18 protein-coding genes and 1 pseudogene are annotated in these 23,873 nt (G+C 60.9%); 13 read left to right on the top strand and 6 right to left on the bottom strand.

Going from position 1 to position 23,873, the window contains the following annotated elements; all coding sequences use genetic code 11:
• Positions 1–2: 2 nt before the first annotated feature.
• From BD293_RS14945 to BD293_RS14935, 3 genes are all read left to right on the top strand, one after another.
• A complete protein-coding gene (locus tag BD293_RS14945) occupies positions 3–1,082 on the top strand; it encodes a FecCD family ABC transporter permease (RefSeq protein ID WP_246086319.1) in 1,080 nt (359 codons plus the stop codon).
• Between the two features lie 7 nt (positions 1,083–1,089).
• Positions 1,090–1,878, top strand: coding sequence for a heme ABC transporter ATP-binding protein (locus BD293_RS14940; RefSeq protein WP_142083022.1), 789 nt, complete (start codon positions 1,090–1,092; stop codon positions 1,876–1,878).
• A gap of 126 nt (positions 1,879–2,004) precedes the next feature.
• On the top strand, positions 2,005–3,846 hold the full coding sequence (locus BD293_RS14935; RefSeq protein WP_142083020.1) for a TonB-dependent receptor domain-containing protein: 1,842 nt from the start codon (positions 2,005–2,007) through the stop codon (positions 3,844–3,846).
• 284 nt (positions 3,847–4,130) lie between these two features.
• Here BD293_RS14935 and BD293_RS14930 read toward each other — a convergent pair whose 3' ends face one another.
• Positions 4,131–4,676 (bottom strand): PRC-barrel domain-containing protein, encoded by a 546-nt coding sequence (locus tag BD293_RS14930; RefSeq protein ID WP_142083018.1) that lies wholly within the window; start codon positions 4,674–4,676, stop codon positions 4,131–4,133.
• 258 nt (positions 4,677–4,934) lie between these two features.
• Complete coding sequence (locus tag BD293_RS14925) at positions 4,935–6,104, bottom strand: DUF2235 domain-containing protein (RefSeq protein WP_170207155.1); 1,170 nt, start codon at positions 6,102–6,104, stop codon at positions 4,935–4,937.
• Between the two features lie 314 nt (positions 6,105–6,418).
• Here BD293_RS14925 and BD293_RS14920 point away from each other — a divergent pair, with 314 nt between their 5' ends.
• From BD293_RS14920 to BD293_RS14890, 7 genes and pseudogenes are all read left to right on the top strand, one after another.
• A complete protein-coding gene (locus tag BD293_RS14920) occupies positions 6,419–7,606 on the top strand; it encodes a hydroxymethylglutaryl-CoA reductase (RefSeq protein WP_246086317.1) in 1,188 nt (395 codons plus the stop codon).
• A complete protein-coding gene (locus BD293_RS14915; protein WP_142083012.1) occupies positions 7,603–8,508 on the top strand; it encodes a UbiA family prenyltransferase in 906 nt (301 codons plus the stop codon). The genes BD293_RS14920 and BD293_RS14915 overlap by 4 nt, the downstream gene beginning before the upstream one ends.
• The gene (locus BD293_RS14910; protein WP_142083009.1) at positions 8,508–10,934 is read left to right on the top strand and encodes a PEP/pyruvate-binding domain-containing protein; all 2,427 of its coding nucleotides are present in this window, start codon (positions 8,508–8,510) and stop codon (positions 10,932–10,934) included. Before BD293_RS14915 ends, BD293_RS14910 begins: the two co-directional genes overlap by 1 nt.
• Complete coding sequence (locus BD293_RS14905; RefSeq protein ID WP_142083007.1) at positions 10,915–12,015, top strand: BtaA family protein; 1,101 nt, start codon at positions 10,915–10,917, stop codon at positions 12,013–12,015. The genes BD293_RS14910 and BD293_RS14905 overlap by 20 nt, the downstream gene beginning before the upstream one ends.
• Positions 12,012–13,331, top strand: coding sequence for a hypothetical protein (locus tag BD293_RS14900; RefSeq protein ID WP_142083004.1), 1,320 nt, complete (start codon positions 12,012–12,014; stop codon positions 13,329–13,331). The genes BD293_RS14905 and BD293_RS14900 overlap by 4 nt, the downstream gene beginning before the upstream one ends.
• A complete protein-coding gene (locus BD293_RS14895) occupies positions 13,328–14,173 on the top strand; it encodes a GNAT family N-acetyltransferase (protein WP_142083002.1) in 846 nt (281 codons plus the stop codon). The genes BD293_RS14900 and BD293_RS14895 overlap by 4 nt, the downstream gene beginning before the upstream one ends.
• A pseudogene (locus BD293_RS14890) lies at positions 14,166–15,140 on the top strand (AMP-binding protein); the annotation flags it as partial. The gene BD293_RS14895 and the pseudogene BD293_RS14890, both read left to right, overlap by 8 nt.
• Positions 15,141–15,657: 517 nt before the next feature.
• On the opposite strand, the gene BD293_RS14885 reads toward BD293_RS14890, so the two are convergent.
• From BD293_RS14885 to BD293_RS14875, 3 genes are all read right to left on the bottom strand, one after another.
• A complete protein-coding gene (locus BD293_RS14885; protein ID WP_142082997.1) occupies positions 15,658–16,059 on the bottom strand; it encodes a (R)-mandelonitrile lyase in 402 nt (133 codons plus the stop codon).
• 71 nt (positions 16,060–16,130) lie between these two features.
• A complete protein-coding gene (locus tag BD293_RS14880) occupies positions 16,131–17,792 on the bottom strand; it encodes a GMC family oxidoreductase (RefSeq protein WP_142082996.1) in 1,662 nt (553 codons plus the stop codon).
• A 132-nt stretch (positions 17,793–17,924) separates the two neighbouring features.
• On the bottom strand, positions 17,925–18,932 hold the full coding sequence (locus tag BD293_RS14875; RefSeq protein WP_142082993.1) for an LLM class flavin-dependent oxidoreductase: 1,008 nt from the start codon (positions 18,930–18,932) through the stop codon (positions 17,925–17,927).
• Positions 18,933–19,110: 178 nt separating this feature from the next.
• On the opposite strand from BD293_RS14875, the gene BD293_RS14870 reads away from it, so the two are divergent.
• The 3 genes from BD293_RS14870 to BD293_RS14860 all read left to right on the top strand — a co-directional run bounded on the left by BD293_RS14870 (position 19,111) and on the right by BD293_RS14860 (position 21,583).
• Complete coding sequence (locus BD293_RS14870) at positions 19,111–19,371, top strand: WGR domain-containing protein (RefSeq protein WP_142082991.1); 261 nt, start codon at positions 19,111–19,113, stop codon at positions 19,369–19,371.
• 86 nt (positions 19,372–19,457) lie between these two features.
• Positions 19,458–20,894, top strand: coding sequence for a DUF6880 family protein (locus BD293_RS14865; RefSeq protein WP_142082989.1), 1,437 nt, complete (start codon positions 19,458–19,460; stop codon positions 20,892–20,894).
• Positions 20,895–20,923: 29 nt separating this feature from the next.
• Entirely contained in the window at positions 20,924–21,583 is a 660-nt protein-coding gene (locus tag BD293_RS14860) for a DUF938 domain-containing protein (RefSeq protein WP_211841041.1), read from the top strand.
• A 114-nt stretch (positions 21,584–21,697) separates the two neighbouring features.
• Here the strand turns inward: BD293_RS14860 and BD293_RS14855 are convergent, their stop codons facing one another.
• Entirely contained in the window at positions 21,698–23,767 is a 2,070-nt protein-coding gene (locus BD293_RS14855; protein ID WP_142082987.1) for a vWA domain-containing protein, read from the bottom strand.
• Positions 23,768–23,873: the final 106 nt, after the last annotated feature.

Genomic DNA, 23,873 nt, shown 5'->3' with positions numbered 1-23,873 from the left:
GCATGGTGGCCATGCCGATGGAGCGCGGCGGCGCGCAGGCCGCAACCGGGGACCGTTCGATCCGCGCGCGTGTTACGATACTGGCGCTGGTGGGGTTTGTCGCTATGGCCTCGGTTGCATCCTTGGGCACTGGGGCTGCGGGCGTGTCCCTGACCGAAGTCTTGGGCAAATGGATAACAGGCGAGGCGCTGAGCGTGCGTGAACGCGTGGTGCTGTTCGACATCCGCCTGCCGCGCTTGCTGACGGGGCTGCTGGTCGGGGCGTCACTGGCTGTATCGGGGGCGGTCATGCAAGGACTGTTTCGCAACCCGTTGGCCGATCCGGGCATTGTGGGTGTGGGGGCTGGTGCGGGTCTGGGGGCTGTGCTGGCGATTGTACTGGGCGCGCTTTTGCCCCCGACCCTGCTGGCGATTGCAGGTATGCATCTGGTGCCGCTGGCGGCGTTTCTGGGGGGCTGGGCGACAACGCTGATCCTGTACCGCGTGTCTACGCGGGCAGGGCGCACATCGGTGGCGACCATGCTGCTGGCGGGCATTGCGCTGGGCGCGCTGTCGGGGGCATTGACCGGTATTCTGGTTTATATCGCGGACGACCAGCAACTGCGCGATCTGACCTTTTGGGGGCTGGGGTCACTGGCGGGCGCAAGCTGGGCCAAGCTGTCAGCGGCGGCACCGATCATGGTTCTGGCGCTGCTGGCCGCCCCCCTGCTGGCGCGCGCACTCAACGGGCTTGCCTTGGGCGAAGGGGCGGCGGCGCATCTGGGCATCGCAGTGCAGCGGATGAAGAACTTCGCCATTCTGACAGTCGCTGCGGCAACGGGCGCTGCGGTCGCAGTGTCGGGCGGGATCGGCTTTATCGGGATTGTCGTGCCGCATTTGCTGCGGCTGGTCATGGGGCCGGATCATCGCTTCTTGCTGCCTGCGGCGGCACTTCTGGGCGCGGGGTTGCTCTTGCTGGCCGACATCATCTCGCGCCTGATTATCGCGCCTGCGGAACTGCCCATCGGCATTGTCACCGCTGTTCTGGGCGGGCCGATCTTCCTGTGGATATTGCTGCGCCGGCGCGGCATCGTGGATATGTGAGGCCGGGATGCTGGATGCACACGAGATTTCCGTAAGCCTTGGGCGCAACCCCGTGCTGGATAGGGCCTTTTTGCACGCAAAAGCGGGCGAGATGACTGTGATCGTTGGCCCCAACGGGTCCGGCAAGACCACATTGTTGCGCGCCATCACTGGCGATCTGGCCTATCGTGGTACCGTCACGCTGGATGGTCTGGACATGCGCGCTCTGCCGGCCCATGCGCTGGCCGAACGGCGCGCGGTGCTGCCTCAATCAAGCCAGCTTGCCTTTCCCTTTACTGTGCATGAGGTTGTGCGGCTGGGGTTGATCGGGCGGCTGGCATTGCGCGCGGATGCCGCGCAACTGCCCGCCCGTGCCTTGGAGCGGGTCGGGCTGACGGGCTATGGTGGGCGCTTTTTTCAGGAATTGTCGGGCGGCGAACAGGCCCGCGCGCAACTGGCCCGCGTGCTGTTGCAAGTCTGGGAGCCGGTTCAGGAGGGCATTCCGCGCTGGCTGTTTCTGGATGAACCCGTCGCAGCCCTTGATATCGGGCATCAGTTGCAGGTCATGCATCTGGCGCGCCGCTTCGCGCGGGCGGGCGGGGGTGTGGTGGCGGTCATGCATGACCTGAACCTGACGGCCATGTTTGCCGACCGCGTGGTTCTGATGCTGGACGGGCGCGTTCTTGCACATGGCGCGGTGGCCGAGGTGCTGACCGATCAGAACCTGTCGCGCGCCTATGGCTGCCGTTTGCGCGTCTCCAGCCTGCCCGAACCCGGTGCGGCATTTATCCTGCCACAGTCGGCAGAAATAGCCTGAACTAATCTTGACTCTTTCGCTAGGGTTAATTAGCGCAGTGACCACAATGCCAGCGGTATCGCCAGCCAGAAGAGCAAAACAAGGGGATACCGATGACACCACACAAAAGGCGCAAAGCCGGGCGATCTGCTGCGGACCGTTCCGGGCGCGACAGCCTTTGGTGGCGACCGCATGACGGGGCAAAGCTTCAACATTCGCGGGATCGGCAGCACCGCGTCGGATCAGAACCGCATCATCATCACAGTGGACGGGGCCGAAAAATACGGTGAGCTTTACCGTCTGGGCCAGTTCTTTGGTGAACCGGAGCTGTATAAGCGGGTGGAAATCCTGCGTGGTCCGGCCTCGTCTGCGCTGCATGGTTCGGGCGCTTTGGGGGGTGTTGTCGCATTTGAAACCAAAGATGCTGCCGATTTTCTGCAACCGGGCGAAACCACCACAGTGCGGGTGAAAGCCGCTGGCAATACCAACGGGTCCGGTACGCTGGGGTCGGTCATTCTGGCACAGCGCTTTGGCGAGAGTTTCGAGATGCTGGCCGCGCTGAACCATCGCCGCGAGGGTGATTACAAATCCGGCGACGGCACGCGGGTTGAGGGTTCGGGCATGGCCGGCACATCCGGGTTGCTGAAGGGGACTTACCGCTTCGGGGATGGCAATGAACAGACCCTCAGCCTGTCATTGTTGCGCTGGCTGAGTGACGAGGATGGCGCGAATTACTCCGCCTATGCGCTTGCGCCCGCGTTCGGGACAGTGGACCGCAAGGCACAGGATGACACGGCAACTCTGCTCTGGACCAATCCTGCCAGCGGCAATCCTTGGTTGGACAGTCGCGTCGCACTGACCTATTCGCGCACGCTGATCGATCAGAAGAATGCCGAACCCGGCATGCCCTCGCTTATCGGCAACCCGCTGTTCGAGGATACGGTCTACGAATATCGTACACTGGCTTTGCGGGCGCAAAACCGGTTCACCTTTCAAGGTGCGGGATGGGAGAACTACCTGACTGTCGGGGTTGCGGCGTCTGATCTGGATCGCAAAGCACAGCGCGAATCCGGTGCGATTTCCTTTCACCCCGAAGGGACAGATCGTCGCTATGGGCTGTTTTTGCAAAACGAATTTATCTGGGATGAACGCCAGACTGCTGTGCTGGGCCTGCGCGCCGACCGGATTACGCTGATGCCCTCAGACGAAGTTGTGAATGGCGAGAAGCGCAGCCACACCGCGCGGGTCGCATCATTGGCGCTGCACTACAAGTTGTCGCAAGACTGGGCAGTGTTCGGGTCCGTGTCGCAAACCGAACGCGCGCCATCCATTGATGAGATGTTCGATGTTGCCTCTGGGGCAGGCAAGACCACCTCGCTGGACCTGCGGCCAGAGCGCGCGCGCACGCTGGAAGCGGGCTTCTCCTACGGTGGGCGCGATCTTTTTGCTGAGGGCGACAGTCTGGATTTCAAACTGACGGCCTTTAGCAACCGTGTGACGGACAAGATTGAACGGCCAGGAGCAGCAGTTCCGGAGACATATGCCAATATCGCGCGCGCGCATATCCGCGGGATCGAGTTGGAAGGCGGCTATGACGCCGACGCGGTTTTCGGGAAATTCGCGTATTCGCGCATTCTGGGAACTGATCAGACCAGCGGCGAACGGCTGAATTCCACCCCGGCAGATGAGCTGGTTCTGGAGTTGGGCGCGCGCGCTTTCGATCAGACGCTGGAATATGGCTGGCGCGGCACATTCGTGCGCCAGGCCACGCGCGCAAACGGTGATGCGTTCCCCGGTTATGGCGTCAATGACCTGTTTGCCACGTGGCGGCCCGATCAGGGCGCGATGGCGGGGCTGGAAGTTCACCTTGCGGTCAATAACGTGCTCAACAAGCAGTATCGAAATGTCTTGAATGGCGGTCTGACCAGCAATGAACCCAGACGCGGACGCGACATTCGACTGTCTGTCGCCCGGCAATTTTCCTGGTAGAAAACCCTCCAAGGAAGGCAGGAAATACAGGCAAGCCACTGGCAGCGCGGGAACACTCGCGCTGCCCTTTGTGGCGGTGCAAGCGAAGGGGGGCGCCCCGCAACGAAGGGCCGATACGCCTTGACGCATATGTGCCTCTGTCAGATCGGTTTCCGATTACTGCACATCACTTGCTCGGAAACCGGGCCTTGGCAGGTAAATTGGATACCATGTTTCGCACAGAACAGTCCGGGCGGCTGGCACCGCCCGGAGTATCTAAGGTCGTGAAGATATATGAATTACCTTCAGACTTCTTCTTCATATTCTGGCATTGCTTCCAAGTCATCAGACGTAAATTGCGACCTGAGAACCGTGTCACCAGCGTCATCCGTTTCGACTGTCACATCAGCGAATGGGATTTCCACTGTTGTCGCGCCAAGACCAAGGAAACCGCCAACATCCACAAGAATTGACTCGATTCCACCGGTTGCGTCCAGAACGACGTCATCGACAGTTGCGATAACCTCGCCGTCAAAACCCAGCAGGTCCGCACCGATCACGTCATCCGCCAGAACCGTATCGCCATTGGGCGTCGTGTCCATATCCATGTCGTCTGCCATCGGATCTTCGGCTGGATCAGCCATTGGATCGTCAGCAGGCTCGGTCATCGGATCGTCAGCAGGGTCTGCGAGCGGATCGTCAACAGGACCGGCCATCGGGTCGTCAGCCGGGTCAGCCATCGGATCGTCGGCTGGATCAGCCATTGGGTCATCAGCCGGATCAGCCAGCGGGTCGGTCATCGGATCTTCGCTGGCATCGGGCGCATCGGCAGGGGGCCTCAATCGGGTCATCTGTCGGCTGCGTATCCTGTGCGAATGCAGGTCCGATAAGCAAAGCACTCAGGGCTGTCGTGGCAAGAAGTTTCTTCAACATGGTTGGCTCCGTTTCTTTTGCGATGCGAAACACAGGTGCATTTCACGTATGCTTAGGAAATGAACTTTGGCCCCGATGGTTCCGACACAAAGCCACATCAGACATCACACCCTTGTGTGGCCATCAGGATTGCGGCGCAGGGGTGCAGGTTCCGGTTTTGCGCTGGGGCAGGCGGGTTATTCCCGCGTGCTAAGGCGCTCTAGCTGTGCCTTCAGTCGCTTGAGCGCGTCTGGCCTGTATTTGGCGCGCTCGGGCAGGTTATCCGGCGGCTCTTGCCACCGCAATCGCGCGTGGTGAGAGACATCTTCAAGCAATGCCGGCCCTTTGCGCGCAGCTCTGGACAGCAGTTTTGCCAGCCATCCGGACTTGCTGTGACTGCGCAACGCGGCCCGGTGGTCCACTTGCTTGCGCGCGTCATCCAGTGCGCCCTCGCGGAACTTCATCCCGACGGCCTGTGCGCCCTCGGCTACCCAAAGCAAGGCCGCACTCGAATGCCCCGTTACGTCACCACCCCCGCCAATCGAGCTGTGATCGCCGGGAAACCAGCTTTGCTGATACCAAGGCCCCGCCTGCGGATCATCGGAAGCAGTTGCTGCATTCAGCAAATCAAGATTGCTCCACACGGTGGGCTCATACGCGCGCCGATGTTCATCCAGCGCAACAGCATGTCGCGCACTTTCAACAGCGCTTGACAGCTCGGCATCATGAAAGCGCGAACCTTTGTTGAAAAGGCCCGAAATCCAAAAGTGGTTCGGCACACCCAGTGCACCGACCGTGTCCCAGACACCTAGATAGCGCAGACGTATCGGCAGGCAGTTCTCGGGATTGAAGTCAGGAATATTCTTCTTTCGCCACGCCAGTTCACGATCATTCAGATACACCGCAGGGGACATTTCAGCCCGAAAGCGACAGCTGACATCAGAATCCGGGTGCCCGCGCTTCCCCCGCTGGCGATACAACGCGACAGCTTGATGCAGACGACGCCCCTGAGATTGCTGAACAATCCCACAATTGCGGATCAGACCGGCCAAGGACCGCGCGGTAAAGGCACCGCGCGAGAAGCCGAAAATATAAATCTCATCACCCGGTTCATAATTGAACACCAAAAAGCGGTACGCATGTTCCACCTTCAGCATCAGACCTGATCCAAAAGCGCCCCCCAGCACCCGGTCAAGCCAGCCAACAACCGCAGCGCCGGCCCCGACCCCTTCGTCGTAATATACGATCTGATGTATGCCATCATCTGCGTGGCTATCCACCGCTTCGGCCAGACGCACGACATTCGTCACATGCGCGGCGTCAAGGCGGTTCCATGTTCCATCGCAACAGATCACTATGCGTTTCATCGCCGCCAACCCTCTCACGACCTGCGAGCGATCAACTATAGCATAAATGCATTGGTCTTGAATATCTCGCCATGCGGGTGCTGCCGCACAAGGCTGAAGACCTCCGCGCACAGCGCGTTTCAAGGCAATGGCAAGAACCCGATCACTGCCAATTGTTGCCATTCATGACTTATGGTGACACACATTGTTGCCTATGCGTGTTTTGGCGCGGGCAACTTCAGCTATGGTATGCGTAAATGACTGTTCCTTCCCATGTCAAAGACATGCTGAGTAGAATTCGGGCAAGATTTTTTCAATCCCCGTTGCATGAACGCATGTTGCCAAGCGATGCGCAGTTCACCACGCTGCGCCCAGTGCGCAAGGCAACGCAGGCCTCTGTCGCAAAATACTGGGCCCGACTGGCCAACACCACCGACGCTTCGGATCGTGATGCAATCGCCGACCCGCTGACAATGGCCATGCCAGAGCAGTTCAACGCCAATATCGAAAATTTCATCGGAACTGTGAAACTGCCTGTCGGGATTATTGGCCCCTTGCGGATTAACGGGTTGAATGCGCACGGGGATTACCATGTGCCAATGGCCACCACCGAAGCCGCACTCGTCGCCTCCTATGCGCGCGGGGCCTATGCCGCCACGAAATCAGGGGGCATCAGCACGGCAATCCTGTATGAAGGGGTCATCCGTACACCGGCCTTTGTGCTGGAAAACCTGCTGAATGCGGGGCTGTTCGTCGAATGGGTCGTGACGGAGGTGGACCAGTTGAAGGCAGCGGCGGAATCCACCACACGGCACGGCAAACTGGTGTCGGTGGAGCCGATGATCGACAATAACGTGGTGTTCCTGATCTGCCGCTATACAACCGGCGATGCGGCGGGGCAGAACATGGTGACAATCGCTACGAATGCCCTGTGCGATGATATTGTGGCGCGCTGCCCCGTTGCCCTGAAGGCGTGGTATATCGAAGGCAATTTTTCCGGTGACAAGAAAGCATCATTTCTGGGGCTGGTCACGGGACGCGGGCGCAAGGTCAGTGCGTCGGTCACGCTGAAGGCAGATGTGGTCGAACGCACCTTGGGGACACGTGTTCAGGACATGCTTGATTACGGGCAGGTGGCCAATCTTGGCGCGCATCTGTCAGGGCAGTTGGGCGCACAGGCGCATTATGCCAACGGGCTTGCCGCAATCTACATTGCAACCGGTCAGGATGCCGCCTGCGTTGCCGAAAGTGCTATGGGCATCACCCGTATGGAAGCGCGCGGCAATGATCTGTTTTGCAGCGTGACCATGCCGAATATTCTAGTTGGGTCGGTTGGCGGGGGCACATCGCTGCCCAGCCAGTCGGCGGGGCTGAACATCCTTGGGTTGAAGGGCGCGGGCCATGGTGCGGCGCTGGCCGAAGTGGTGGCCGCAACCTGCCTGTGCGGTGAAATCTCGATTGTGGCGGCGATTGCGGCGGGGCATTTCACGCGCGCACATGAAAATCTGGCGCGGCACAGATGACACCTGCGGCGCTGTGGACCTATCAGAAAGAACGCTTTCCGCTGGTCAGGACAGTGCCCTTGCTGGCGGTTTTTTCCGCAGCCAGCATCAGTGTCTCGGCTGAAATGGCGGGTCGGCCCCTGCCGGGCTGGGGCGCATTTGCGGCAGGCTTTGCTGTGGCAATGCTGCTGTTTTTCCAGATGCGGGTTTGCGATGAATACAAGGATCTGGAAGATGACAAACGCTATCGCCCGGACCGCCCCATCCCGCGCGGCCTGATCTCGCTTCGCGCAGTGCTGGCACTGGGGCTGGTGTCCTTGCCGGTGACGGCCTTTGCTGCATGGGCATGGCACCCGCCGCTGTTGTGGCTGCTTGGCGTTGTGTGGCTGTGGCTGCTGGCCATGACCGCAGAATTTGGCGTGCCAAGGTGGCTGAAGGCGCGGCCCGTGCTGTATCTGGTCAGTCATATGGCGATCATGCCGTTGATTGACTTGTTTTTGACCGCAATGGAATGGCTGCCCGCAGGCACGCCCGCATTCTGGCTGGGGCTGTTTCTGGCGCTGTCGTTTGTGAATGGCTGTGTGCTGGAAATCGGGCGCAAACTTTGGGCACCCCAAAACGAGATTGACGGGGTCGACACCTATTCCGGCCTGTGGGGGCCAAGAAAGGCCGCCTTTATCTGGGCTGCATGTGTCGTGGTGTCGTGGGGCTTGCTGGTCGGTGTGGGGGCGGCAACTGGTGTGGTCTGGGTTGCGGTATTGCTGGGCGGGGCGGGGGCGCTGTGGTGCCTTCGGGCGGCGGCGGCTTATGCGGCGACCCCCACTATTGCGGCGCAAAAGCGCCTTGATACGGTTGCAGGGCTTTGGGTCTTTGCCTGCTATGCGCTGGCGGGGTTTGCCCCGCTGATTGTAAGGATGGTCTGATGGGGTTTATTGTTCCGCAGGATCAGGCGCGCAACGTGGAAGATGTCGGCGGCAAGGCGGCGGCCCTGTCGCGTCTGGCCGAAAACGGGTTTGCACCGCCTGCGTTTTTTGTCATTCGCGCCGACGCGTTCGACACTGGCACGCCACTTCAGGGCTTGCCCGACGCGCTGGCGGATCTTGGCGCAGGGCCGTTTGCCGTGCGCAGTTCGGCGCGGCAGGAAGATGGCGCCGCGCACAGCCACGCAGGACAGTTCGACACGCTGCTGAATGTGCCTGCGGGCGGGGTCGAGGATGCGGCGCGACAGGTCTGGCAATCGGGCTTTTCCGACACGGTGGCCACTTACCGCGCGCTGAAGTCACAAACCGGGGCTGAGGGGCCAGCGGTTATTGTCCAGCGCATGATTGATGCGCGCGCGGCGGGTGTGGCGTTTTCCGCCGACCCCGTGACAGGACGGCGCGACCGCGTTGTGATCTCGGCGATTGCCGGATTGGGCGAGCGTCTGGTTTCAGGCGAAGAAGACGGCGAGGACTGGGCGATTGGGACCACGGCGCGTTGTGCCACAGTGCCTGCCGTTCTGAACGCGGCGCAGGCCGAAGCGATTGCCGCATTGGCGCTGCGCGCAGAAGATGTGTTTGGTGCGCCGCAGGATATTGAATGGGCAATAGATGATGACGGGCTGCATATCTTGCAATCGCGCCCCATCACCACGCCACTGTTGCCACCCCTGAATGATGATACCGCGCTGACGATTTTCGACAATTCCAACATTGTCGAAAGCTATCCGGGTATGGTCAGCCCGCTGACCTATTCCTTTGCGGTTCATGTCTATGCCCGCGTCTACCGCGCCTTCGTGGCCTTGCTGGGGGTGCCCGACCGCACAATCGCCGCGCAATCTGCCGTGTTTGGCAATATGCTGGGCCGTGTTGACGGGCGGGTGTATTACAACCTTGTCAACTGGTACCGCGCGCTGGCGCTGTTGCCCGGGTTTTCGCTGAACAGGGGCTATATGGAAACCATGATGGGCGTGGACACGCCCATGCCGCGAGAGGTGACAGACAGCATTGGCCCGCCACCGGCCAAGGGGGGCGCGCGCATTCTTGAATATGCCCGAATGGGGCGCGCGGGCGCAGGGTTGGTGTGGCAGGCGATGATGCTGCCGCGCACGCGCCGCCGGTTTTATGCGCGCCTGAATACCGCGCTGAACAGCGGCTTTGACGTGACGCGCGCCGGGCCAACCGCGCTTGCGGCGGAATACCGCAAGATCGAAAGCACCTTGCTGGATCGTTGGGATGCGCCGCTGGTCAATGATTTCCTCTGCATGATTGCGTTCGGTGCCTCGCGCAACCTGTTGGAACGGTGGCTGGGGCCGGATGGTCTGGCCCTGCATAACGATGTGATGATCGGGCAGGGCGACATTATTTCGGCAGAACCCGCGCAGCGCATCATGAAAATGGGACAGATGGCCCGCGCCGCCGGTCTGGATGCTGCGCTGATGGCGGACGGGATGGCCGGCCTTGACCCCCATCCTGACCTGCGCCGAGAGGTCGAGAGCTATCTTGATAAGTTCGGCGATCGCTGCACAGAAGAGCTGAAACTTGAAAGCCTGACACTGCGCGATGACCCGTCCAGCCTGCTTGCCGCGATTTTGGCCAGCGCGCAACGCGGCGCACATGATACGCACAAGGCCAAAGACCCCGACTGGCGCGCGCTTTTTCCCAACCCGTTCAAACACATGATTGCAAAGGGCCTGATTTCATGGACCAAAAACCGCGTGCGCGACCGCGAAAACCTGCGGTTTGAGCGCACGCGCATCTTCGGCTATGCGCGCCGTGTGTTTCTGGGGCTGGGCCGTGAATTTGCCGCGCGCGGGTTGCTGGACAGCCCGCGCGACGTGTTTTACCTGATCACGTCAGAAGTGCTTGGCGCGGTCGAAGGGTATGGGCTGTCAGGCGATCTGAAGTCGCAGGTCAGCTTGCGCAAGGCCGAAGATGCGGCGGCAGCAAACCGCCCCGACCCGCCCGAACGGATTGAATTGCGCGGCCCCGCCATTGCGCCCGTCTGGGCCGATGCGCCGGTGGCGCAAGACCAGTCCGCGCGCCGCAGTGCAACCGGCTGCTCGGCAGGGCGGGTGACAGCGGTGGCCCGCGTCATCCGCGACCCGCGCACGCAATCGCTGGGCGCGGGCGAAATCCTTGTGGCGCGTCATACTGATCCGGGCTGGATTGCCGTTTTCTCGAACGCGTCGGCCATTGTTGTCGAGCGCGGATCGCTGTTGTCGCATTCGGCCATTGTGGCGCGCGAATTGGGCATTCCTTGCGTGGTGGGGTTGAAGGGGGCGACGCAATGGGTTGCAGATGGCGAAACCCTGACCGTTGACGGCGCAACCGGCGAGGTGGAGAGACATATTGACGAATTCCGAGATTGAAGCGAAAGCCGCCTTTGACCACATCCGCTATGCCCAGCTATGGGAAGATGCGGATATCCTGACGGCAGCAATGGGCGATTGCAGCGGGCGAACGCTGGTGTCGATCTGCGCGGCGGGGGATAATGCGCTGGCGATGCTGGTGCTGGACCCCGCCAAAATTGTGGTGGTCGACCTGTCGCCTGCGCAGATCGCCTGCCTGAAGCTGCGGATCGCGGCCTATGCGACCCTGACCCATGCGGAATTTCTGGAACTTATGGGCGCGCGCGCGTCCATGCAGCGCAAGGCGCTGCTGGCGCGTGTGGTGGCCGCGCTTGATCCCGAAACACAGGCATTCTGGAACGCACAGGCCACGGATGTCGCGCGGTTCGGGGCTGGCGGGGTGGGCAAGTTCGAACGCTATTTCCGTATATTCCGAACGTGGTTTTTGCCGCTCGTGCATTCCCGCGCGACGCGTGACGCCATATTCGTGCCGCGCAACCGGCAGGGGCGTCAGGATTTTTTTGACACGCGGTTCAACACATGGCGCTGGCGGGTGTTGCTGAATGTCTTTTTCTCGCGCTTTGTCATGGGCCGTATGGGGCGGGACAAGGCGTTTTTTGACCATGTTGATGGCAGTCCCGCGCAGCATGTGGCGCGGCGCATCCATCACGCAGCGGTGCAAACCGACCCGTCGGAAAACCCCTATCTGCACTGGATCATCAAGGGCACGCATGGCGCGGCCCTGCCAATGGCATGGCGCGCGGAGAATTTTGACGTGATCCGCGACCGCAGCGCCCGCATTGAAATTCGCCCCGGTTCGCTGGAGGCATTTATCAAAACCGGCGAATTGGCGCATGGCTTTAACCTGTCGGATATTTTCGAATATATGTCCCCGCCCGTTTTTGCGCAGGTGTATGACAGCATTCTGGGGGCCGCAGCACCCGGTGCGCGGCTGGTCTACTGGAACATGATGGCCCCGCGCCGCGTGCCTGCGCCCCTGTCTGCACGCGTGATGCGCCTGCGCGCGCTGGAGGATGACCTGAAAGCGCGTGACAAGGCGTTCTTCTATTCGGATTTCGTGATCGAGGAAGTTGTCGGGTGAGTATGGCGGCGCAACTGGTCATCGTGTTCGGGTCGGTTGCAGCCCTTTTGGTGTTGATGGCACTGGTGCGCCGCCTGCCGTTCAGCGCCGAAGTGAAACGCAAGCTGGTGCATGTTGGCACGGGTATCTATGCGATGGGGTTGCCGTGGCTTTTCCCTGATCGCTGGCCTGTTTACATGATTGTCGCGCTGACACTGGTGATGATGGTTGCACTGCGCCTGCCGCGTCTTTCCGGGCGTCTGGGCGACGCGGTGCACAGTGTCGATCGCCGGTCCTACGGGGATTTCCTGCTGGCCATTTCGGTGGGGCTTTGTTTCTTTTTCTCAGACGGGGTGGCGCTGTTTTATGTGCTGCCAATCGCGGTGCTGACGCTGGCCGATGCGGCGGCGGCGCTGGCGGGAACCGCCTATGGCACGCGCCGATTCAAGGTAGAACAGGGCGTCAAAAGTGTCGAAGGCACAGTGGTGTTTTTTGTCATCACGCTTCTGGTGGCGCTGATTTGCCTGATGTGCCTGTCGGACCAACCACCCCTGAACATTTTGACACTTGCCCTGCTGGTCGCCGGTTTCGGCGCATTGGTCGAGGCCCAAAGCTGGCGGGGGTTCGACAACCTGTTTCTGCCGCTTGGCTTGCTGGTCTTTCTGGAGGTTCACAGCAACAGCACCCTGTTTGAGCTGCTGCCCATTGCCGTGCTGTTCGTGATGGCAATCATTGCGTCGCGCATCATTGGCCCGCGCTTTGGCCTGTCGACCCATGCCGCGCGTGTCTATGTCGTGGCGATGTTTCTGATACTGGCGTCAGTTGAATTGCAAAACGCCATCCTGCCCGCGCTGGTGCTTGTGGCCTATCCCTGGGCCAGCGCGCGATCCCCCGGTGGCGATGATTTTGGCGATCTGGACATGGTGGCAGGGCTGGCGTTGTTCAGTTTCGGCTGGCTGGCGCTTGGCAATGCTATCGGCTGGAACGCGGTGCAGTTCTATGGCCTGACGGCCATGGGGCTGGTCATGGGGCTAGCCACACTGGCGTTGCGGCGCAATCTGGTCTGGGTGCCGGTAATCGCGGCGGCGCTGCTGGCGCTCCGCCAGATTGTGACATGGCTGAACCCGCCGCATAGTTTATGGGCGGACCCGTTGCTGGTGCTGGCCTGCCTGTGTCTGGCCCTAAGCGCTGCGGCCAGTGCGGCCCTGCCTGACATGTTTTTCAGGCATCGGGTGTTGAAGCTGACAGTGTTGTCCATGATCCTGCCGCTGGCCTATTATACCCTTGCGGTCATAGATCAGGGCGGCACACCCCCCCCAGCCGGAGGAAGCCTGTGACGATTGAGACACTGAAAACCGATAGCGCGTCCCTTACCCTTCATCTGAACGGGCCGGATTGGGACGGTGTGCGCGCCGCGACGCTTGGCAACGTGTCGTTCAAGACGCCACAGGCGGGCACGGATTTGTTGCAACAGGCGCTGGCGCGCGTGCGGGATGCGGGGTTCGACCGTGTGTTGGGGCCAATGGCAGGCGACACATGGCACAGTTACCGTTTTGTCAGCGAAACTGACGGCACGCCCGCTTTTTTAATGGAACCGGCCAATCGCCCGCATGAGCCGTTGATTTTTGCCGCCGCCGGTTTCCAGCCTGTGGCGCGCTATTTTTCGGCGCGAATGCCCTTGGACATATGCGACCCCGCGCCATTGCCCGCCCCCGCCGGTTTCACGGTCGAGGCATGGGCGGGCGACGACCCGGACGCCATGCTGCGAGAGGTGTTTGCCCTGTCATCAGTGACATTTGCAGGTAACGCGTTTTATGCCCCGATCCCTGAATCTGCGTTCGTTGACATGTATAAACCCGTTCTTCCCATGCTAAAGCCCGAATTGATCTTTTTCGCGCGGCGGCCAGATGGGGCATTGGCGGGCTTTTTGTTCGCAATCCCGAACTATGCCGAAGGGCTGGACACGAAAACCGTAATCCTGAAAACCTATGCCAGTCTCATTCCCGGTGCGGGGCGGCATATGGTGCATGCCTGTCATGTTGCCGCCCTTGCGATGGGCTACAAGACAATGATCCACGCGCTGATCCATGACGACAACCGCTCTGCCGCGCGTAGCCGTCAGGAAGGCGGGCAGGTGTTTCGCCGCTATGAATTGCTTGGGCTGAAATGGGATGTCTGACCTGCTGCGCGACTTTGCGGCCGCTGTTGTGCGCCACCCCGACAAGGTGGCGCTGGTCGATGGCAAGGGGCGCGCGGTGACGTTTGCCGAACTGGATGCGCGCCGCGTGCGTTTTGCGGGGGCGTGGCACCGCAAGGGCATTCGTGCGGGCGACAAGGTGTTGGTGGCCATGTCTGTGGATGCAGATCTTTATGCCGCGCTGGCCGCACTCTGGACATTGGGTGCCACAGCCGTGTTGCCAGAACCGGCATTGGGGCTTGCGGGGCTGCGCCATGCCGCGCGCGTCACCAGACCACGTGCCTTTTGCAGTTCTGGCCTGTATAGGCTGTTGCGTTGGGTGTTGCCCCAATTATGGGGGCTGCACCATCTGCGACTACACCGGCAGGCCGCAAACTGCCCCGATATGCCACCCCCGGCGGGCACGGATGTGGCGCTTATTTCCTTCACATCGGGCACAACTGGCGCACCAAAAGCCATTCCGCGCAGCCATGATTTCCTTGCAGCACAGTATAGCGCCATCGCGCCACTGCTGCACAATGCGCAGCCCCAGCGCGATCTGGTTGCGTTTCCCGTGTTCGTGCTGATCAATATTGCCAGCGGGCAGACATCGGTGTTGCCGAACTGGAAGATGTCGCGCCTTGATGCGCTGGACCCCGCGCAATTGCGCGACTGGATGCACAAGAACCGCGTCACCCGCGCACTTGTGCCGCCATCCCTGTGCGAAATGTTGGTGCAGGCAGGGGCAGATGCGTCGCTGCATACCGTCTTTACCGGCGGTGGCCCTGTATTTCCCGAACTGATTGACCGGATGCACGCGGTCCGGCCTGATTTGCGCGTGTGTTGTGTCTATGGCTCGACCGAGGCGGAGCCGATTGCCCATCTGGACGCCACTTATATAACATCTGATGACCGCGCGGCGATGGACGGGGGGCAGGGGCTTCTGGTCGGCCACCCTGTTGCAGGGATAGACTTGCGCATTCACAAGGATGAAATTCAGGTTGCCGGTGCGCATGTGAACCGCGGCTATCTTGACCCCGCCCATGACGCGCAAAACAAAATCCGTGATGGCGCAATTATCTGGCACCGCACAGGCGATGCGGGCCGTCTGGATGCGCAAGGCCGGCTTTGGTTGCTGGGGCGTATGGGCACGGATGTGAAAATCGGCGGTCGCATGTGCTATCCGTTTTCGGTCGAAGTGGCCGCGCGGCAATGGCCCGGTGTGCGCCAATGCGCGCTGATGGCTGCCCAAGATGCCGCCTGCCTTGTGATCGAGGGGGACAGGGCACAAGCGGCACTCTGGCAAACCCGCGCAAGCGCGTTGGGCATTGCGCGGGTCGTTCATGTGGCCAGCATGCCGATGGACAAGCGCCACCACTCAAAGATCGACCGCAACGCCCTGCGCGCACGACTGTGACCGGCACGGATTGCGGCGCTGTGGCGTCAGCAGGTGCGCGCCGCAAACGGATGCAGCGAACCTTCCAGTATCAGCTTTGCCCTTGATACTGCGCATCGGTGACGGGTTCGAGCCAGTGCGTGGCCGTTCCGTCCTCGACTTCCTGAATCGCAATGTGACTCATCAGGTTGTAGGGGGTGGCACCGTGCCAATGCTCTTCGCCCGCAGGTATCCAGATGCGATCACCCGCACGAATGGTGTTCACCGGCCCGCCACGGCTTTGGATCAGGCCTGACCCTGATGTCACATAGAGTGTCTGGCCCAAGGCATGCTTGTGCCAATTTGTCCGCGCATTGGGTGCGAAGGTGACAAGCAGCGCGATCACTGCTTTGGTTTCGGTCGGGTCACAGATCGCTTCTTGCCAGACCGTGCCGGTGAAATAATCTGCTGGCGCCGTATTTGACGGTGTTGAACCGCTATGCCTGATGTCCATGACGCTCTCCTTTTCGCTGGATTTCCAGCTTAACCCACGCAGGGCATATGCGCGACCCAAACCTTCGACCGTCAGGTGCCCGACTGGATGTAGCGCGCAGCTTTTTCGGCGATCATCAGGGTCGGGGCGTTGGTGTTGCCGCTGGTGATCTGGGGCATAATGCTGGCATCGACGACGCGCAGCCCCTCAATGCCGTGAACCCGCAGCTTTGTGTCCACAACGGCGCTCGGGTCATCGTTGCGGCCCATTTTGGCGGTTCCGGTGGGGTGGAAAATGGTGTTGGCAATATCTCCGGCGAGCTTCGCCAATTCTTCGTCCGTCTGAAACTCGACCCCCGGTTTCCATTCTTGCGGTTTGTATTTCTGCATCGCGGGCTTGGCCATAATCTCGCGCACCTGCCGCAGGCTTTGGGCTGCGACCAGACGGTCCTCTTCTGTGGACAGGTAGTTTGGTGCGATTTCGGGGGGAAGATCGAAGCGGTTTGACGTGATCCGCACATGCCCACGGCTGGTGGGGTTAAGGTTGCACACACTTGCCGTCATGGCCGGAAACGGGTGCAGGTCTTCGCCAAAGGCGTCAAGGCTGAGCGGCTGGACATGATATTCCAGATTGGCATGTGCGCGGTTCGGGTCCGAGCGTGTGAAAGCGCCCAACTGGCTGGGGGCCATGCTCATCGGGCCAGAGCGTTTTAGCATGTATTCCAACCCGATCATGGCCTTGCCAAAGAGAGAATTTGCAAGCGTGTTCAGCGTCTTGGCGTTCTGAACCTTATAGACGGCACGGATTTGCAGGTGATCTTGCAGGTTTTCCCCCACCCCCGGCAAATCCTTGACCACATCAATCCCATGCGCCTGTGACAGGGCCGCTGGACCCACGCCCGACAGTTGCAATATCTGCGGCGAGCCGATGGCCCCCGCCGACAATATCACCTCACCCTTTGAGCGGACAGTCACCGCGCCGCCGCTCTGGCGCACGATAGCGCCTGTGCAGCGGGTGGCCCCTGCCTCGGTTTTGTCGAAGGTTAGTCGCTCGACCTGACTTTCGGTCCAGACGGTCAGGTTTTTACGGTGCCTGATCGGGCGCAGGAACGCTTTGGCGCAACTCCAGCGCCAGCCGGATTTCTGCGTGACCTCAAAATACCCGATCCCGGCATTGTCGCCGGTGTTAAAATCGTCGGTGCTCTCGATGCCCGCTTCGTTGGCGGCGGCGGCAAAGGCGTCCAGCACCTCCCACCGCAGGCGCTGCTTCTCGACGCGCAATTCACCGTCCCCGCCGTGCAGATCGGAAAAGCGGCTGTTGTCGCCGATTGCAGGGTCGATCCCGTTGTCCAGTTTGTAATGGTGTTCATGCGCCTTGAAATCGGGCAGAGCGTTGGTCCATGTCCAGTCATCATCGCCAGTCAATTGCGCCCAAGTGTCGTAATCGCGGGCCTGACCGCGCATGTAGATCATGCCATTGATGGAGGAACACCCGCCCAACGTCTTGCCGCGCGGGTAGCGCAGGGACCGCCCGTTCAGCCCTGCCGTCGCCTCGGTCTGGTACAGCCAGTCGGTGCGCGGATTGCCGATACAGTAAAGGTACCCGACGGGCACATGAATCCAGATATAATTGTCTTTCTTTCCCGCCTCGATCAGCAAAACCTGTTTGGATGGGTCCGCACTCAGGCGATTGGCCAGCAAGCACCCGGCGGTGCCAGCACCAATAATAATATAGTCGAATTCTGCGGCGGGCATATCGGTCTCCGGGCGTTGCGCGAAACAGGTCTATCGCACTCGATACCCTGAAAGATGCTTTCAGACCAGCGCTGTAAGTGGAATTCCTGCGCGCTGCGGACACCGGCGAAGGGGGCAGGGCACGCCGGTTGCTTACGCCGCTTGCTGCGTTTCGCGCAGGTCAGTCAGGATATCGGCCGCAATCTCGAACGAGCGGACCCGCGCGCTGTGATCATGGATCATGCCTGTAACCATCACCTCATCGGGCTGAAAGGTGTCGATCAGCGCGCTGAGTTGGTTTTTGACGGTCTTGGCCGAACCTGTGGCAGAACAGGACAGGGCTTGCGTTACCTGTGCCATAACAGGGGCCGGAATATCCTGCGTGATATTCTCTGTCGGCATCGGCAGCTTGCCGGGGCGACCTGAGTGCAGCCGCGCGAAGGCAAGCAGTTGAGATGAGCGCAGATACGCCGCCTCTGCATCGGTTTCGGCGGCGCAAACGCCTGCGGCCATCATCACATGGGGGCGCTCCAGATACTGGGACGGTTGAAAAGTGCTGCGATAGATATGCAAAGCCTGTTCCAGCATCGCCGGGGCGAAATGCGAGGCGAAAGCATATGGTAGCCCCAGATAGGCCGCCAGTTGCGCGCCATAGAGGCTTGACCCCAGTATCCACACCGGAACATGCGTGCCTGCACCGGGAATGGCGCGCACAGCGGCCCCCTCGGCACTGTCGCTGAAATAGCCCAGCAATTCCTGCACATCCTGCGGGAAGCTGTCTTCCGACACCATATGACGACGCAGCGCGCGGGCGGTGGGCATATCCGTGCCGGGCGCGCGCCCCAGCCCCAGGTCGATGCGTCCGGGGTAAAGCGTGGCAAGCGTGCCGAATTGCTCGGCAATGACAAGCGGCGCATGATTGGGCAGCATAATGCCCCCTGCGCCAATCCGCATCGTCTTTGTTGCAGCGGCCACATGGCCAATCACCACCGCTGTTGCGGCGCTGGCAATGCCGGGCATGTTGTGATGCTCTGCCAGCCAGTAGCGGTGATATCCAAACCCTTCGGCGGCGCGGGCCAGATCCACGGTTCCGGCCAATGCGTCGGCGGCAGTTTTCCCCTCGGCGATGGGGGATAGGTCCAGAAGTGAGAAATTTTGCATACATGCCTCCGATCAAGGGTATCTAAGCACTGCGCATGATCACGCCAAGGGCATTTTCAATTAAGCCTAAAGCGCTGTCCAACCGGATACGGCGCATGTTTGCCAATATCTGCCATTGGTGGTTGCGGCTCTCTCATGTATCGTCTCGATATAGGTAAGGACACCAAGGATAGCCCCCATGCTGACCCTTCTCTGTTATCGTACGGCACCGGATATGCAGGGTGTTCCCACGCATTTTTACCGTGTTGAGGTGAACTATAACCTGTTTGGCGAATACACGGTCATTCGTGAATGGGGGCGCGTCGGGTCACGCGGTTGCCATGTAAGCGCATGGTTCGCAAATCTGCGCGACGCGGTGCTGGCGGCGGATCGGTCTTGTCATCGGGCGACCGCACGCGGATACAACCTGACTGAAAAGGCTTTCGCAACCGCCGCCTGAGGGGGGTGTGAAAATGTGATGCCGCGCCTGCATGGACTGTGCCACTTGGCCTTGCGCGCGGGTCAAACAGATTGCAAGTTGCGCCCATGTCGAAAAAGACCCTGAACACGGCCAATCTTGAAAAGCTCGGCGCTGAGAAGCTGGCGGCGCTGGTGATGGAGTTGGTGCAAGGCAGCGCCGCTTTGCAACGGCGCGCACGACTGGAATTGAGTGCCGCGCAAGGCCCAAAGGATGTTGCCGCTGATCTGCGCAAGCGCTTTGCGTCCATGCGCCGCGCGACCAGCTATATCGACTGGCGCAAGCAGCGCGCATTGGTCAAAGACCTTAACAGTCTGCTTGCCTTGATCGAGAGCAGTATCGCGCCCCAAGACGCGGATGAGGCGTTCGAGCTGTTGTGGTCATTCGTGCAACTGGCCCCGTCGGTCCATGAACGGACAGATGACAGCAATGGTGCGGTCGGTGATGTGTTTCGCCATGCGGTCGACATGATCGCGGAGCTGTCGCCACGGATCGCAGTGAACCCGCAAACACTGGCCGAGCGCATTCTCGATGCGGTCGTTGATGCAGGTTATGGCGATTTTGACGGGATCATCCCCGCAACTGCCGAGGCGCTTGGGCCGGACGGGTTGGCGCATCTTAAACAGATCACCACCCTCTGGGCCGACACAGCCCCCACCCCAGCGGAGGTTGCGGCCTATCAGCGCTTTGGCCTGTCATCCGCGCCCGCAGAATCTGTGCGGCGCGCCAAGCAGTTGACCGCTTCCGTTATTCTGGCGGATGTGGCCGATGCGCAAGGCGATGTGGATGCCTATATGGCGCGCTATTCGCCTGAGCAACTGACCTATGGCACCATCGCCCCCAAGGTTGCGCGCCGTCTGCTGGCAGCGGGGCGTGTGCAAGACGCCTATGACATCGCCCGCCGCGCGATGACGCGTGAGGCGGATGCGCCATTTCGGATGCTCAACGCTGACCTTGATGAGGTTTATGAAGATTGCCTTGAGGGGCTGGGCAAGCTGGACGCGCTAAAGTCGCATTTGTGGACAACATTCGATCAAGGCCTGAGCATGCGCGCTTTGCGAAAACACCTCAGGCTTTTGCCGGATTTTGATGATGTCGAGGCCGAAGAAAAGGCGCTCGACAAGGTGATGGATCATCCGCGCCTGAATGTGGCGCTGGGCTTTCTGATCGACTGGCCTGCGCATGACCGCGCGGCAAAGCTGGTTCTGGCCCGTGCCGCCGATCTGGATGGCAATGACTATACCACGCTGACCCACGCTGCCGATACGCTGGCCGCCCGCCACCCGCTTGCGGCCACATTGATCCGCCGCGCGATGATCGAGGATACGCTGAATGGCGCGAAGTCCAAGCGCTACCGCCATGCCGCGCGGCATCTGGCTGAATGTCAGATGTCGGATCTGGAGATCAGTGCCTATGGCGCAGTTCTGCCCCATATGCGTTTCCTTGAAGCGCTGCGCCAAAAGCATGGCCGCAAATACGGGTTCTGGTCGCTTGTTGATGGATAGATGTGCTGCCCCAACCCGAAAGTCCGATAGTGCCTGATAGATTTGACCCGCTCGCTGACCCTGCCGCAACTGTGGCGCGCTATCCCGACTTGCGGCACGCCCCGGCGGCAGCACGCAACCGCACACCAATCTGTCAGGCATTGGCCAAGGTGTTGCCGCCCACGCCCTGCACCGTGTTAGAGGTGGCGTCGGGCACGGGCGAGCATGCACTGTGGATGGCGCGGTGCTTGCCGCAGGTCACATGGATGCCAAGCGAGGCGACACTGGACGGGTGTGCCACGATCAAAGCGTGGCGGGCACTCTGCCCAGAGCTTGCGGGCAGAGTCCTGCCGCCAATGCTGATAGATGCTACCCGACCGCCTTGGCCCGGTGGGGCGGTAGATGCGGTCTTCACCGCGAATTTGACGCATATCGCCCTGTGGTCCGCAACACTTGGCCTGATCGAAGGTGCTGCCGCGCGACTGGCCCCCGGCGGGGTGTTGCTGATCTATGGGCCCTTCAATGAGGGCGGCAGCTTCACCGGCCCCGGCAATGCTGCCTTTGACGCCGATTTGCGACTGCGCAACGCGGATTGGGGATTGCGCGCACGCGAAGACGTGGACGCCGCCGCTGGCGCGCATGGCTTCGCCTGCGAGGCAGTCCATGTGATGCCAGCAGACAACCGCCTGCTGGTGTATCGTCTGCTTTGACGTGCCCGGCCGAAACTGTTTTGCCCATATCCGCGCGCCCTAACAGGTGCCAAGCCATCACGAATTTCTGTCCCGTCCACATATCGCAGGCCATGAAGCCCGCTGCGGTGTATGTCAGCGCACTTCGATGCGGGCGCTGCTCAGGACATCCTGTGCGTTCAGATCAAGGAAGCGGATTTCGTAATATCCCGGTTCTTCGGGCATGGTGAACGTGATTTCGGTCAGCTCTTCGATGGGTTCGGCAGATATCCATGTGAAAAGCGCCTGATCCGCCCGCGCCAGCGCGATGCGTTGATCGGCCCCATCTGTGCTGCCGCTCCATGTGACGGTGATCGACGCGCCGGGTGTTGCCGTTTCTGGCACGGTCAGCATGACGCCGTCACCCAATGCGGCCATGGCATCCACGACCTCGAAGGTATGTTGGCCCAGAGTGATGCGCCCTTCGTCCAGAATATAGCGCAGTTCATACATTCCGGTGTCTTCGGGGGCGTCAAAATCATTCTGCATCGCTGAACTGCCGATGCGAGTCCAATCGCCAAGCTCGCCCACATCTGCGCCAAGCGGCACGATGGCAACGATGTCGCGGTCATTCACTCTGTCGGACCACGAGGCCCGCAGCGTATCGCCCGCACGTATCTTGTCTGGCCCCATGACGTCGATATCCACCGCTGTCACTTCGATAGCGGCACGCGCCAGTGTCCCGCGCCCCTCGTCCAAGATGTAGCGCAACTCGTACATGCCCGGATCAGAGGGGGCGCGCAGGTCGCCTTCGGGGTCAGAACTGCCCACACGCGACCACGTGCCCAACTCCCCCTCTTCTGCGCCCATGGGCACGATGGCAACGATGTCGCGGTCATTGATCGGCTCGGACCATTGGACGCGGAAGCTTTCGCCGATGCGCACGCTGTCGGGGCCGGAAATCTCGGCCTCGGGGGTGGTCACTTCGATGCTGGCACGTGCCAGTGTTCCGCGCCCCTCGTCCAAGATATAGCGCAATTCGTACATGCCCGGATCAGAGGGGGCACGCAGATATGTCTGGGTGTCAGAACTGCCGACGCGTGACCAAGTGCCCAACTCGCCCTCATCCGCGCCCATTGGCACAATGGCAACAAGGTCGCGGCTGTTGATCGGCTCGGACCATTGCACGCGAAAGTTCTCACCGCTGCGCACAGCGTTGGGGCCGGAAATTTCGGCGTCGGCGGTGATTACCTCGATGGGGGCCGTTGCAAGTGTGCGGCGGTCTTGACCGAGGATGTAGCGCAATTCGTACATGCCCGGATCAGCGGGCGCGCGCAAATCCGTCTCGGTACGAGACTCCCCAACACGCGCCCATGTGCCCAACTCGTCCTCATCCGCGCCCATCGGCAGAATGGCAACGATGTCACGCTCGTTGATCGTATCGGACCATTGCAGTTGGAAATCCTCGCCAATGCGCACGCTGCGCGGGCCGGAAATCGTAACCTCTGGGGTATCTGCTTCGGCACCCTCTTCGGCGGGCCCTGCTTCCGCGACCTCTTCAACAGGGTCTGCTTCGGCAACTTCGGGCTGTGGTGACGGCGTTGAGACGGCGGTCATGGCCTCGGCCAGTTCGGCCCCCGAATTTGTCAGGATCAACCTGCCGCCGGTTTGTTCGGGCAGGCAGGACAGGGTATTGATTTCAGCTTCCGTCATCCCGAAGCCCACCACATGTGCGCGAATGTTGATCCCTTGGGCTGCAAGCTCTGCGGCTAGCGCGCAAGGATCACCGCCGCAATTCTCCAGCCCGTCTGTGACAAGGATCAGGTCGGCGGATTCCGCTGTCGGTGGAATCATATCGCGCGCCATCGCCATAGAGTCCGTGAGCGGTGTCATTCCTTGGGGGTTGAGCGCGCGCAGCTTGGCCGCCAAATCCGCCCCCTCATGCTGGGCGAGCGGTGCGATCATTTCAATATCGGAACAGGCACCGCGCTGGCGATGGCCATAGGCGATGACCGCAAGCGGAACGGATGTATCGCGGGTGTGGAAATATTCCTCCATCACGTCGCGTGCAACCTCGATCCGGGTCAGGTCTTCTTCCAGCCGGTTCCACATCGAACCGGACGCATCAAACACCATGATGGCAATGGCATCGGCGGCACTTTCCTGCGCCGCAACCGGTGCCCCCAACATCACTGCGCTCAGGGCTATCGCTGCCAGTCTTTGCATGAGTTAGGTTCCTTTTCTGCCGGTATGTGTCGCAAGGTGAACCGAAGCGCCGCTGCGCTACAGTGCCGATGCCCCCCTGCGTGCTGTCATGACTAGTGCAGAGAAA

The organism is Roseinatronobacter monicus, assembly GCF_006716865.1.
Classification (GTDB): Bacteria; Pseudomonadota; Alphaproteobacteria; order Rhodobacterales; family Rhodobacteraceae; genus Roseinatronobacter; species Roseinatronobacter monicus.
Note: the sequence above shows the minus strand (reverse complement) of the source record. Positions and strands in the feature narration are given on the sequence as shown.

Bases quoted from the DNA above. Each gene is read 5' to 3' on its own strand.
- BD293_RS14945 (WP_246086319.1), top strand. From the start codon at position 3: ATGGTGGCCATGCCGATGGAGCGCGGCGGCGCGCAGGCCGCAACCGGG.
- BD293_RS14940 (WP_142083022.1), top strand. From the start codon at position 1,090: ATGCTGGATGCACACGAGATTTCCGTAAGCCTTGGGCGCAACCCCGTG.
- BD293_RS14930 (WP_142083018.1), bottom strand. From the start codon at position 4,676: ATGACCCGATTGAGGCCCCCTGCCGATGCGCCCGATGCCAGCGAAGAT.
- BD293_RS14925 (WP_170207155.1), bottom strand. From the start codon at position 6,104: ATGAAACGCATAGTGATCTGTTGCGATGGAACATGGAACCGCCTTGAC.
- BD293_RS14920 (WP_246086317.1), top strand. From the start codon at position 6,419: ATGTTGCCAAGCGATGCGCAGTTCACCACGCTGCGCCCAGTGCGCAAG.
- BD293_RS14915 (WP_142083012.1), top strand. From the start codon at position 7,603: ATGACACCTGCGGCGCTGTGGACCTATCAGAAAGAACGCTTTCCGCTG.
- BD293_RS14910 (WP_142083009.1), top strand. From the start codon at position 8,508: ATGGGGTTTATTGTTCCGCAGGATCAGGCGCGCAACGTGGAAGATGTC.
- BD293_RS14885 (WP_142082997.1), bottom strand. From the start codon at position 16,059: ATGGACATCAGGCATAGCGGTTCAACACCGTCAAATACGGCGCCAGCA.
- BD293_RS14880 (WP_142082996.1), bottom strand. From the start codon at position 17,792: ATGCCCGCCGCAGAATTCGACTATATTATTATTGGTGCTGGCACCGCC.
- BD293_RS14875 (WP_142082993.1), bottom strand. From the start codon at position 18,932: ATGCAAAATTTCTCACTTCTGGACCTATCCCCCATCGCCGAGGGGAAA.
- BD293_RS14870 (WP_142082991.1), top strand. From the start codon at position 19,111: ATGCTGACCCTTCTCTGTTATCGTACGGCACCGGATATGCAGGGTGTT.
- BD293_RS14865 (WP_142082989.1), top strand. From the start codon at position 19,458: ATGTCGAAAAAGACCCTGAACACGGCCAATCTTGAAAAGCTCGGCGCT.
- BD293_RS14855 (WP_142082987.1), bottom strand. From the start codon at position 23,767: ATGCAAAGACTGGCAGCGATAGCCCTGAGCGCAGTGATGTTGGGGGCA.